11 protein-coding genes are annotated in these 11842 nt (G+C 44.3%); 2 read left to right on the top strand and 9 right to left on the bottom strand.

What is annotated here, in order from left to right:
• Positions 1-177: 177 nt before the first annotated feature.
• Genes AC4II3_RS27040 through AC4II3_RS27030 form a run of 3 tightly spaced genes read right to left on the bottom strand, consistent with a single transcriptional unit; the run spans position 178 to position 1349 of the window.
• A complete protein-coding gene (locus AC4II3_RS27040; RefSeq protein WP_488008058.1) occupies positions 178-420 on the bottom strand; it encodes a hypothetical protein in 243 nt (80 codons plus the stop codon).
• 55 nt (positions 421-475) lie between these two features.
• Entirely contained in the window at positions 476-1024 is a 549-nt protein-coding gene (locus AC4II3_RS27035; RefSeq protein WP_488008056.1) for a Uma2 family endonuclease, read from the bottom strand.
• The gene (locus tag AC4II3_RS27030; RefSeq protein ID WP_488008054.1) at positions 1008-1349 is read right to left on the bottom strand and encodes a hypothetical protein; all 342 of its coding nucleotides are present in this window, start codon (positions 1347-1349) and stop codon (positions 1008-1010) included. The genes AC4II3_RS27035 and AC4II3_RS27030 overlap by 17 nt, the downstream gene beginning before the upstream one ends.
• A gap of 93 nt (positions 1350-1442) precedes the next feature.
• Between AC4II3_RS27030 and AC4II3_RS27025 the strand changes: the two genes are divergently transcribed.
• Positions 1443-1685 (top strand): type II toxin-antitoxin system Phd/YefM family antitoxin, encoded by a 243-nt coding sequence (locus tag AC4II3_RS27025; RefSeq protein WP_488008052.1) that lies wholly within the window; start codon positions 1443-1445, stop codon positions 1683-1685.
• Between the two features lie 63 nt (positions 1686-1748).
• On the opposite strand, the gene AC4II3_RS27020 is transcribed toward AC4II3_RS27025, so the two are convergent.
• Together AC4II3_RS27020 and AC4II3_RS27015 are read right to left on the bottom strand one after the other, a co-directional pair.
• Complete coding sequence (locus AC4II3_RS27020; RefSeq protein WP_488008050.1) at positions 1749-2624, bottom strand: class I SAM-dependent methyltransferase; 876 nt, start codon at positions 2622-2624, stop codon at positions 1749-1751.
• Between the two features lie 207 nt (positions 2625-2831).
• Positions 2832-4625, bottom strand: a complete 1794-nt coding sequence (locus AC4II3_RS27015; protein WP_488008048.1) for an ABC transporter substrate-binding protein — start codon at positions 4623-4625, stop codon at positions 2832-2834.
• Between the two features lie 285 nt (positions 4626-4910).
• Here AC4II3_RS27015 and AC4II3_RS27010 point away from each other — a divergent pair, with 285 nt between their 5' ends.
• Positions 4911-6035: an acyl-CoA dehydrogenase family protein gene (locus AC4II3_RS27010; RefSeq protein ID WP_488008046.1), complete on the top strand. Its 1125-nt coding sequence runs from the start codon at positions 4911-4913 to the stop codon at positions 6033-6035.
• On the opposite strand, the gene AC4II3_RS27005 is transcribed toward AC4II3_RS27010, so the two are convergent.
• From AC4II3_RS27005 to larB, 4 genes are all read right to left on the bottom strand, one after another.
• A complete protein-coding gene (locus AC4II3_RS27005) occupies positions 6036-8762 on the bottom strand; it encodes a hypothetical protein (protein WP_488008044.1) in 2727 nt (908 codons plus the stop codon).
• Between the two features lie 185 nt (positions 8763-8947).
• Positions 8948-10234: a P-loop NTPase family protein gene (locus tag AC4II3_RS27000; RefSeq protein ID WP_488008042.1), complete on the bottom strand. Its 1287-nt coding sequence runs from the start codon at positions 10232-10234 to the stop codon at positions 8948-8950.
• Positions 10235-10263: 29 nt separating this feature from the next.
• Positions 10264-10467, bottom strand: a complete 204-nt coding sequence (locus tag AC4II3_RS26995) for a hypothetical protein (protein ID WP_488029650.1) — start codon at positions 10465-10467, stop codon at positions 10264-10266.
• Between the two features lie 534 nt (positions 10468-11001).
• Positions 11002-11778: a nickel pincer cofactor biosynthesis protein LarB gene (gene larB, locus AC4II3_RS26990; RefSeq protein ID WP_488029651.1), complete on the bottom strand. Its 777-nt coding sequence runs from the start codon at positions 11776-11778 to the stop codon at positions 11002-11004.
• Positions 11779-11842: the final 64 nt, after the last annotated feature.

Here is an 11842-nt window from a genome sequence, read left to right as displayed (position 1 = left end):
AATAGGCAATAGGCAATAGGCAATAGGCAATAGGCAATAGGCAACAGGCAACAGGCAATAGGCAAAAGGGAAAATAGATCCGGAGTTTTATTGGACAGTAAAAATAGACTTCCTAGGTTTACGTCTCAAATACAAAGGCTGTATATGGGGCGTTGCTAATAACTTGGCGTTTGTAACTTAAATTTCTGATTTAATTAACCCCATTAGTTTGCGCTTTCGGCCATGAATAGTAATTAATTCAGTACGATAATTTGACCATTCTTGTTCTTTATCCGAAGCAACATAAGCATCACGGGCTTTTTTCAGCCATTCTACTGCTTCATCATAGTATTTTGCTTTTCCTGCATCCATAATTGACTCGGCGCGACGACAAGCATTACGAATTACCCAATCCGGATTGATTTCTATGGCTGCATCCATAACCCTTTGAGTTAGTTCATGGGATTGCCTATTGGTAGCTTGCTTATTCCCTATTTTAGTTGAACGATACTAGCTTTTCTACTGATAGTTTAATATGCTCAAAAGCCACAAGGTAGAGATTTCCTTGGCTGTAGGTTTGTTGAATTTGATAACTATTGCCCGATGGTTGCTGAAACACGATCAGTTGTTGAGCTTTTAAATCTACAACCCAATATTCTAATATGCCAGCATGAGCATAAGTAATTCGCTTCTGTTCCAAGTCTTTTTCTAAGGTACTATCAGAGATTTCTATTAATAGGTAAATTTCTTCGGCAGAAGGGTGACGAGAATCGTACAAGGAAACGGGCAATTTGACAACGGCAATATCTGGTTCTGGTTCTGAATCAGGAAGGGAAATAGGATGTGATTCGTAAATCTTGGCGCTACCTCGGAGCTGTTCCCGCAAATATTCCGCCATAGAATCGTTTATTTTTCGATGTAAAGGTCCCTCTGGTGACATCTCAATAATTTGCCCTTCTAGTAATTCGACACGACGCTCACTTAGGATACCTGCTGCAATCATGTTATGATAGTCTTCAATTGACCATTTAGCTAAGGTTATCATGGTTGTAATTATGGTGTATCTGCCCTTTTAATGATTGGTTTCTGTGCGAATTTCTTGTAGGATATCCGCTATTTCTGCCTCTGAGGAAATATGCTTCGGCTTTGACCTCTGCTGTTGCTTCTAGTACGCGCTTAGAAAATGATTTAGCTAAGTCCTGTCTTAGTCCTTGTCCAATATACAGTTTTAGTAATGCCTCACAGGACATATCTCGACTAGCAGCTACTTTTTTGAGGGATGCTAAGGTATCAGTGGGAATATCCAGGGAGACTTTTTCTTGAGGACGGGGATCCAGTTGTAATGTCAATTCATCTTCAGGCTTGTTCATAAAGTTTCCTTTCCTTTTAAATTTGTTTAACGTTACCTGATCCAAGCTGTTAAATTTATAATAGACCTATGGTTATTTTGCCTCTATGAAGATATGACGATTTACGTAAATCAACAAGAAGCTGAACAACGATTCTCTGAATTATTCAGTCAGGTACTCAAAGGAGAAGAAATTATCATTTCAGCACAGGGCCAAGAAATGGCAAGGATTATTCCGTCAATAAAACCACCAAAACCAAGAGTGCCAGGTATCGACAAAGGGCGTTTAGTTGTTCCAGATGATTTTGACGATCCTCTCCCTGAAGAGATTTTAGAATCTTTTTACGGTCAAGGATAACCGATCACATGCAAGCTTTACTTGATACAAATGCCTTTTTGTGGTGGGCTGCTGCGGACTAGTTCAAGGTTTCTGAGCAGATACAACTATTGCTGACATAGGCAGGAGCAGTCGATTATTTTGCCTATAGCTTGCCGTTTCCTGGTGAATTGCTGCCCGTATATTGTCCAGGGATTGACTAGTTTGAGCGCGCAGTATCCCACCTGTTCTGGCGGTGCCTTTATAAAAAGCATCAAAAAGTTCATCGGCACTGCTAAGTTCCCAGAGTAGGGGTATTTCTTGGAAAGAAGGATTTTTAAATCCTAAATTTTGCAAACACTTGAAGCAATAATCCGGTTCACTAAACAGAAAAAATGGCGGCCCTTCTGGAAGAGTAACCTCTGAATTTTTATAGGTTTCGATGGCCTTATTCATAATCTTAAACGCTATCGATTTTTCAGGTGCGACCCGTGGCGAATTTAATTCGCCAACGGAAAGCGCACCTAATGGCTTACTCCACACAGTAAACCCAAACCTGGCCTGGCTCCGAATTACCCGAAATGCTTCACCCAGTGCCTTTTCTGGTTCAGCCAAATGCAAAATTCCAAAGTTCATTACGGCTGCTTGATATTTAGATTCGGGAAAGGGTAAGGATTCGGCTTCCCCCTGACAAAATTCTATCTGGGGATTCAGTTGCCGTGCTTTGGCAACCATAGCGTCTGATAAATCTACCCCCGTTACCTTACATCCTCGCTTGTGGGCCTGAGCAGCCACATAGCCAGGACCAGTGGCAATATCAAGTAATTCCATATCCTTTGCCGCATTTACATTATCAAGCAGAGATTCGATAGTTTGGCTAGTCAAAGAGGAAAAAGAGGAATGGTATTGGTCTACTGACTGTTGCCATCCACAATATTCAAATTCTCTAAATTCCTTGGGATTATTGGTGGGGAAGGTCATCTTTTTGATCAAGCCTTTCTTTCTATTATCTATATGCACTTTTTGTAGCCATTATCACAATTGATATCATCAAATTAATGGGGATTCAAGCTATTTTTTATAGCAATTATTAGCGCTTACACCGCTACACATTAATTTCATCTGGCCATCTCCCCATATCCCCATCTTCCCACGCCCCCGCCCCATCCCCAAAAGCCCAAGACTTGATTAGTTTTCCGCAATTCTCAGCTCATCAATGTTCCATAACGGTCCCCCTAAGCCAGAAAATTTGATATTCTCGATGCGATCGCGTACTGCCTGAAAGTCTAGTGAATTGACCAGGAAAAACACGGGCAACTCCTCGGCAACGATTTCCTGGAATCGATCATAAATGGCTTTGCGTTTGCTCTGATCAACTTCTTTTATCCCAGCATTGAACAGACGGTCAATCTCTTGCTCCCAGTCAGACACTTCCCACTCTGCCAGTGGTGGTTGTCCGGGTTGAGGACCTTGATTAAATTGATGAAACGAGCCTCCACTGTACCAGAACAGAAATATACTGTGAGGCTCACTCACTCCTGCTTCAAAGGCACCCACATAACACTCCCAATCTCGAGTCGATAGGAGCTTTCTGAGCACAAGGTTGAAGCTGAGTACCTGCAAATCTGCTTCTATCCCAATTTGGCTCAAGTCTTGTTTAATCTGAACTGCTGCGTCTACTCGGGATTTATCGTCTGATTTCACCAGCAGAGTAAATTTTACCCGGTTGCCATCCCAATCCAGCAGCTGATTTTGGGAGTTATACCTGAAGCCAGCGTCTAATAGTAATTGTTTGGCCTTCTGGGGTTCATAGTTGTAAACTTTTAACCCCTCTTCTGGGGATAGGTAATAGGGACTTTGGACAGCAATCGGGGAATGTTGTACTTCACCCAGTCCCCGATAAATATTAGTTTTCATCTTTTCCCGGTCAATAGCATAGGCTACCGCTTGTCGAAAGGCCAAGGTATTGAACCAACGGGACTTGATTGGGTCTACGAAAGGTTTTCCCTGAGCATTGCGAGCTTTGTTGAGATTAAAACCGACAAACCTAATCGCCGTCATCGGTCCTCCATTGTAAATGGTGTATTTGCCCCGTTTTTCCTCTCGTTTGAGTAACCCAAACGCCTCGGGATTGACTCTGAGGCTATCCAACTCCCCAGAGCGAAATCTGAGTAACTGGTTATCAGAGGATGGGATAACTTGTAAGACAATCCGTTGAATGTAGGGCTGGGGATTTCCCTGAGCATCCGCATGCCAGTAATAAGGGTTCCGTTGTAGGATGACTCGTTCAGCAGGGGTATACTTTTCTAGTCGATAAGGACCATTGCTAACAATGTCTTGGGGATTGGTGTCAGTTCCCCAAGTGGAAAGAAACTGGGGATTGCCATTACCATCAGTGGCTTGCACAGACTCTTGTAAGGCATGAGCCGGTAGAATGGCTAGGCTTCCTGCGTATCTCACAAATGGCGTAAAGGCTTGTGGTAAGGTAAACTCAACTCGCCGCTGATCTAGTTTGCGCACCGATGGGTACTTACCAGTACTACCAATCTTGAGGAAATCTCGGTGTACTGTGGGAATTTTGGGATTTAGGTAAAGCTCCTGATAGGTAAAGATCACATCATCCACCGTTAGGGGCTCCCCATCAGACCACTTTAGCCCATCCCGCAGGGTGAAGGTGATCCGCTGTCGGTCTGAGGAAATGTCCCAAGATTCAGCTAGTCCTGGCTCCAACTCCCCTGTCATGCCATTCTGAGTCAGTAATCCTTCGTAGATATAACCAAACACACCGTAGATAGAGCTATTAACAATATAGTTAAAGCTAGTTGGGTCACTAGGAGTAGCTAAAACTAGTTGAGAGACCTGAGCTGCCTGAGTCTTAAACTGGCTAGGATAGCAACCTGTAAGGGTCAATAGACAAGATAGCACCAGCGCAACGGCTAGACCCAGGGGTCGTAAGATGTGTTGAAAAATGCTATAAATCACAGTGGAACTATTAAATTAGTAGATCACAGGTGAGCATTCAGCCGTTAGCTATCAGCTATCAGCGAACAGCGATTAGCGCTACGCGCACGCTACTTGAGGTGCTACCAGGCGCTTTAACTGCACGGGGTGGGATGAGTAAAACGAGCAGGGATTTTCAAGCAGCCGTACCAGCCCCTAAGCTTATTTACTACCTCCCGTTGATTAGCTGAGTGCACCTCAAGTAGCTTGGCCTACGGCCAAGGGCTGATAGCTGAATGCTTAAGATCATAGTAACTAGAAAGGTTAATGCAGGTGAGCAAACGGTATCCCGATAATGACCAACAAACCCTATTAGACACAGCAGAGTCTTATCTAAGGGAATCCGTTGCTCCCTTGGCTTCAGAAATTGATAGTGCTCCTGAGGTGTTACGAGAGGCTCTCCAGGGGATGAGCGTTCGCACGTTGCTAGGGCTACGGATTCCGAAATCCTTAGGAGGTCTCGAAGTTAGTAGCACAACTTTTGGCTACTTCCAGCAACTGGTAGCACGGTATTCCGGTGCTTTGGCATTCTTGCAAATGCAACACCAGAGTGCTGGAGCAATGATCGCCTACTCTGAGAATGAATCCTTGAAGCACCAGTATCTTCCTAAATTAGCCCAGGGTCAAGTGCTAGTTGGTATCGGCTTTTCCCAAGTGCGACGAACAGGTAACCCACTGGTGAAAGCTATTCCGGTAGATGGTGGATATCAGATCATTGGAAAAGTGCCTTGGGTTACTGGGTTTAGCTTCTTTCAAGAGTTTATCATCGGTGCAGTATTGCCTGATGGTCGAGAACTTTACGGTATGGTGCCATTGACTCCAACTTGCCAAGATCCAGGTGGTACTATTACCTTTAGCAAACCCATGGCACTGGGGGCGATGCAATCCACCAATACCGTTAGTGCTACCCTTACCGATTGCTTCTTACCCGAAGAACGTGTGGTTTCGATTGCTAAAGCAGGTACAATTCACGACAATGACCAGAAAAAAGTTTTGTCTGCTGGTTTTTTGCCCCTAGGATGTGCCCAAGCTGGACTGGACATTGTCGAAGCGGCGGCCAAAACCAAGGAACTGGATTTTCTATACAATGCTTTTGAATCCCTCAACGGGGAATTGATTCGCTGCCAGACAGCTATGATCGAAGCACTACAAGCAGATTCTCAGACCTTTGAACAAAGGCTACAACTGAGGACTTGGGCAATTAATTTAGCAGGACGATGTGCTCAAGCAGCGGTGACTGTGTCTAGTGGTGCGGCTAACTACAAACACCATGCTGCCCAGCGAGTCTATCGGGAAGCTTTGGTATTCACGGTTTCTGGTCAAACCACCGCCATCATGGAGGGAAGTCTGGCTCGGTTGGTAAATTTTCCCTGGGGTTCAAGGGTTGATTAGCTAAAGCAACATCGTCTCCCATTTTTCTACTAATGCTTGATCACTAGTCTTAATTTCCTGAATTACCCACTGCTCCATCCCTAAGGAAGCAAAGGAATATCTACGGTTACCTAACTCATCTTTATCCTGATCAATAATTACCCCTTGTTCTACTAGGCTAGTTAACTCTCGTTGATGTTGGCTAAAGATTACGTCAATTTTAGTTAGGTCAATATCACTTAAATCAATAGTAATCTTCTGCTCCAGACCACCTTTTAACTTCGACCAAGCCATCAGTATCAACAGCCCTTGCTCGACATCGCTGCACCGTTGCCAAATATCTTGGAAAATATGTCTAGTTTGATCTTCAAACTCCTTGGCAAAGGTTTCAGTATCAGGTAACTTCCCAGTTCTTAATCCTCTGAATAGCAAAGAACCAGCAATTTGTAGCAGCGCCGGATGTCCACCAGCCCTGTCTTTAATGACATCCCGTAATGCTGGTGTGATGGGAATACTCGCCATCAATTGCTCGACCTCAGTTTCCGTTAATGGCTTCAGGGATTGAAACAGATAATGGTTGTACCAGGGAGAAATATTGGGATTGAGGGGAGGACCAAGTTCAGTGAGAGGTTTGAGTGAGGTCACAATCATTGCCAGATATTTTCGCTCCCTGCTGTGATAAGCTAGGCTACGACACTCCTGTAGAAAGGTTTCCATGTCAGCTTGAGTATAGTGCTGGTTTTCTCGCAAAGCGGCATCATAGTCATCCACTAGCAACAGCAAGAATTTGTTTCGTTTCCCAAGCTGCTTTAATACTTGGCGCATGCCCCGGACAGTTGCTTTTCCGTGGTCGAGCAATGTTTCAATCTCACTCTTAAGGTCTGGCTCACTGTCCAATTTATCGATCAGCTCAGTTAGGACTTCTTGCCAAAACCCAGAATCTGTAAACGGTTGGATACTTTCGCAACTGAGTAGCACCATCACAGTCTGTGATGGGTCTTGTCCATACTCTTTCCAAATGTCTGGGGAAGCCAGGAGTTCCAGGAAAGAGGTCTTACCCATGCCTGGACCACCCCAAATGGCTAAGTTACTGCAGTTATAGATTTGATCAAAAGCAGCCAGAATTTCTGATCGTCGTCCCACAAAACGGTCTGGGGGCACTGGTGCGCCTACAACGAAAGGATTGTTTAATTGGTTATAGAATTGATAAGCTTGTTGATTTTCTGGCTCTATCCTTAGCACTTGGTCAAATTGCCGCCTGGCTAGGATAACTTCCCCTACTTCCATGAGGTGTTGTCCATAACCTAAATGCGATCGCACTAATCCATCCTGATTCCGGACTGGATTAACTAGGTATGCTCGTTGATAGCATTCCACTGCTTTATCAAATACGTGACCTTCCAAATATATCCTTGCTATCTCGAATAAAGCACTAAAGTGATTGGGATTAACTTTCAAAACCTGTTCATAGGGTTTTATCTGATGGAATACATCCCCGTGATCACTTCGTTCCATTGCTTTTTTATAATTAGCCTTAGCCTCTGGATCGAGGTCTTCCAATTCAAATATCTCTCGCCGCAATGGGTAACGTTTGACTAACCAACGGCGGACTAATTCTAGTTCTAACTTGTAGTATTTTCCGTGGTAGGATGAAACTTTATCAGTTATTTCTACAACTGCCAAGAAACCTGATTCAACCAGTTTTTCCCTAGCTTGAGTCAAAGACTCGGTGATAGTAACGCCATACTCTTTCAGTAAACTCAACGGGTCTTGCACAACCTGATTAGGATTTCTTTCAGCTTTTTTTTGAGCCTCTGCTACTGCGGAAAATATCACTCGTTCAGGAATCGGTAATCCATCCCGAAACCAAGTTAATCCTCCTTCACCAATTTCAATGGCATCATCGACAATTCTGGTCACATCATCAGGAGTTACCTGCCACTTTTGTTCAGTTCTAGCTTGAGCAAACAGTGCATGACATAGGACTTGAGTGAAATAGGGATGACCTGAAGCTAATGCTAAGATGGCATCGATTGCCTCCGATTTATAGGTCAAAGACCCCTTAGCTGGTTCAGTAATTAACTTTGTGGCACTTCGTTCACTGAGCAAGCCAACTTTTTGGCTAGGAGCACCTTTAAATAATTCCCGCAACTTTGGCATATCATCTAGTTGCCGTCCTATAAAGGGAATAATAAATAATCGCTGATCCTGTTCAATCAGAGATTGTAGATAAGGGAAAAACGTGTTAACTGATGACTCTTTTGATGAAGCAGGATTGTCACTACTCAATACATCAAACTCATCTAGCAACAACACCAGCTTTTTATACCCTAATTCTTGATATACCTTTGGTAAAAAGCTCTCATAAAAAAGAGTCGGATTAGTTTTTAATTCCGTAACAGTTGGTAGCTTACTATGGTCAGACCCTAGCTGAAGTTGATTAATAATAGCTTGTGCTAAACTGTAGAGAACACGGCTAAGGGGTAACTGACTTTTGTGATGTAGATCAAACTGGACAAACACAAAGTCATTTTGCCCAACAAAATTGGGAATTTGTTTAAGTACAGTGGATTTACCAATACGTCGTTGACCATAGAACAAAATTACCTGTGCCCCCTGCCGGAGGTTGTCCTCAATGAAATCAAATTTGTTGCGTCTACCGAAAAATAATTCCGGTTCAGAGATGGGACGACCAACAATATAAGGATTTCTAATATAAGGATTTTTCCGAACAGTTGCACTAGTCATGGTGGCTTTCTTCCCAGTTACGTCGTAAGCATTCAGCTATCAGCCAAGACCTGTAGCTGTTTGAGCCGGTGGTGCGTTACGGGACTGGCTGTCCCAACCAGGGACTAAGAGGGGGAAAACCAAGGCCAGCCCGTCCCTAACGCACCCTACGCCTATTACTACAAGGTCGGAAGAGCCACCTTAGTTTATCCGCCAATTGCTCCTTTTGGAAGGGCAGCTGTTACTTTTCCAATCCATTCTAGGATAGATGGCACCTGGTCTTTATTATTCCATAACCAACGAATGGCTGTGGTTACTTTTTCTGCTTGCTTTGAACTCATCACATTCAGAAATACCTTCTTTCGTTGTTCTAGTTCAATTTCATTACTATTCTGGATTTTTTTAACCACCCACCACTCCATAATGGAAGATGCAAAGGAATAATTGATCTTATCTTCAGTGTATTGACGTTTAATCACTCCTTGCCCCACTAGAGCATTTAACTCTAGCTCCTGCTGACTGAAAATGTTATCAATATTACTGATATCGTAGCGCTGATTACGCAATCGACCCTTTAGTTCAGACAGGGCAATTAGCATTAACAAGGTTTGCTCGATGGGATTAGATAGTTCCCACATCTGTTGAAATATATGTAGGGTCGTATTTTGAAACTCTTGGGCAAAGGTAACAGGGTCGAGGTCTCCTCCAGATCGTAACTCTTCGTACAGCAGATAACCGGCATTCTGTAGCAAGACCGGGTGTCCATCAGCAATTTCGGTAATACCATCCCGCAAAGCTGGTGTCATAGGCATCCCAAATAGCAGAGTATCTACTTCATTCTTGGTAAATGGCTTAAGTTGTCGAAACAGATAGTGATTGTACCAGGGGGATTTATCTGGGGTGAGACTCGGCCCAAGTTGATTAAGACGGCGAGAGGAGGTGACAATCATGGACAGGTATTGCCTTTCCTCAGCAAAATAGGCTACGCTGCGACACTCACTTAGAAAGGCTTCCATGTCAGCTTCAGTGTAAGTTTCATGAGTGCGAAAGACAGCATCATAATCATCCGCTAACAACACTAAGAATTTGTTGTGTGCTCCCAGCTTACCTAAGACTTTTCGGAAATCTTCAGCAGTGCTTTTTCCGTCTTGCAGGAATCCATCAATATCTGCTTGCAGCCCAGGATTGCTGTCGAGTTTAATTTTAATCAAGCTTAAGACCTTTCCCCAGAAGCCAGACCCTGTGAAGGGATGAATACTGAGGCAATTTAATAACACAATCACTGCTTGCGATGGGTCGGTGCGGTGTACTTTCCAGATTTCCGGCCAAGTCAGTAATTCCAGAAAGGAAGACTTTCCAATGCCCGGACCTCCCCACACTGATAGGTTACTGCGATGGGAGATTTGATCGAAAGCGGTTTCAATCAGAGCAGTTCGTCCCACAAAACGCTCTGGGGGAACTGGCTTACCGACAATGAAGGGATTATTTGGCATTGGAACTAAGTTACTAATTCAATCAGTAATTATTTAAGAAGTGTGGAACAGGGAATCGGGAATAGGGGGAAAAGTGTGGGCAGAGTATGGGGAGTTTGGGGAGTGCGGGCGGTTTGGGGAGTGCGTCGAATGTAGGAAGTGTGGGCAGTGTAAGGATGAGGGGGAGTGTGGAGAGGGAAGAAGTTGTTTTCGATTAAGATTAAGTTGGTATCTTTAAGTACATTTTTGCTCATTTTTCTCGTACTTCCTGCTCTGTTAACAACAACGATTTTGGGAAACGTTTATGACTGGATTTAACTCTGATCGAACTATTTTCAGTATAGTGCAGTTCTCAATTGTGTGAGGTGCTTTGGTCCTGGGTTGATGGGAGCAGGAAGTCGGAAGTCGGAAGTCGGAACCCACCCCTAACCGCCTATCCCCCTATCTCCTTTTATCGTTAACTTACTAAAGTTTGAAACAGCCCTGCCTCATAAGAGTAGGGCTGTTTCATTTTCAGAAATAAATTTTCAGGTCAATCGGGTGAAAGGGAGCTGGGGTGCTGGGGAGAGGTTTTTTTTCAGGTCAAAAATACCTTTTTATCTTTTTATTAATAAAAATTCCCCGACGGTGCGCTTTCCTTGTCTTGATGCAGTCGCTCATGGGGGGAACCCCCAAGACCGCGCTGCATCGCTATCTCCCTATCTCCCTATCTCCCCATCTCCCCATCTCCCCATCTCCCCATCTCCCCATCTCCCCACACCTCCCACCCTCCCATTAATTATGGGTATTCAAGCAGACTTGATTTTATTACCAGTCCTAAGAATTTGTCCAGCTAAGACAGCTGCACCAAAGCCATTATCAATATTCACTACTCCTATGCCTGGTGCGCAAGAATTCAACATGGTTAACAGGGGTGCCATACCACCAAAACTGGCTCCATAGCCGACACTAGTCGGAACCGCAATCACTGGACAATCGGCCATGCCAGCTACCACACTGGGCAATGCTCCTTCCATCCCAGCTACGACAATTAAGACATCGGCCTCGACAATCACTTGTCGATTATTCAGCAAGCGGTGGATACCAGCTACACCCACATCCCAAAGGCGCTTGACCTGAAACCCACATAACTCAGCAGTAATGGCGGCTTCCTGAGCTACTGGTAAATCCGATGTGCCAGCGGAAATTAGACTAATGGTGCCGGAATACTTAGGTTCGAGGTGGGATGGTGCGATCGCACAAATCCGAGCTGTGGAATAATACTGTAACTCTGGGACTTTTGACTCTAGCTCCGTTGCCACCTCTGGTGTAATCCGTGTGGCCATTACTACCGGATTCCGCTGGCGGATTACTGCCATAATCTCAGCAATTTGGTCAGGGGTTTTTCCCTCTCCCCAAATTACCTCAGGAAATCCAGTTCTTAAGGTGCGGTGGTGGTCAATTTTGGCAAAATCACCCACTTCTTCGTAGGTAAAATCTTTCAGTTTATCTAGAGCAACAGTTGGACTAAGGTCACCAGTCGCAACTGCTTCCAGTAGAGATTTTAATGCTTCGGGTTGAGTCATTTTTTTTTAAGGGAGTAGGGAGTAGGGAGTAGGGAATCGGGAATCGGGAATCGGGAATCGGGAA

This window comes from Moorena sp. (assembly GCF_982860115.1).
Note: the sequence above shows the minus strand (reverse complement) of the source record. Positions and strands in the feature narration are given on the sequence as shown.

What these genes read in the sequence shown, in the direction of transcription:
- AC4II3_RS27040 (WP_488008058.1), bottom strand. Translation starts at nt 420, where the DNA reads ATGGATGCAGCCATAGAAATCAATCCGGATTGGGTAATTCGTAATGCT.
- AC4II3_RS27035 (WP_488008056.1), bottom strand. Translation starts at nt 1,024, where the DNA reads ATGATAACCTTAGCTAAATGGTCAATTGAAGACTATCATAACATGATT.
- AC4II3_RS27030 (WP_488008054.1), bottom strand. Translation starts at nt 1,349, where the DNA reads ATGAACAAGCCTGAAGATGAATTGACATTACAACTGGATCCCCGTCCT.
- AC4II3_RS27025 (WP_488008052.1), top strand. Translation starts at nt 1,443, where the DNA reads ATGACGATTTACGTAAATCAACAAGAAGCTGAACAACGATTCTCTGAA.
- AC4II3_RS27020 (WP_488008050.1), bottom strand. Translation starts at nt 2,624, where the DNA reads ATGACCTTCCCCACCAATAATCCCAAGGAATTTAGAGAATTTGAATAT.
- AC4II3_RS27010 (WP_488008046.1), top strand. Translation starts at nt 4,911, where the DNA reads ATGCAGGTGAGCAAACGGTATCCCGATAATGACCAACAAACCCTATTA.
- AC4II3_RS27005 (WP_488008044.1), bottom strand. Translation starts at nt 8,762, where the DNA reads ATGACTAGTGCAACTGTTCGGAAAAATCCTTATATTAGAAATCCTTAT.
- AC4II3_RS27000 (WP_488008042.1), bottom strand. Translation starts at nt 10,234, where the DNA reads ATGCCAAATAATCCCTTCATTGTCGGTAAGCCAGTTCCCCCAGAGCGT.
- AC4II3_RS26995 (WP_488029650.1), bottom strand. Translation starts at nt 10,467, where the DNA reads ATGAGCAAAAATGTACTTAAAGATACCAACTTAATCTTAATCGAAAAC.
- larB (WP_488029651.1), bottom strand. Translation starts at nt 11,778, where the DNA reads ATGACTCAACCCGAAGCATTAAAATCTCTACTGGAAGCAGTTGCGACT.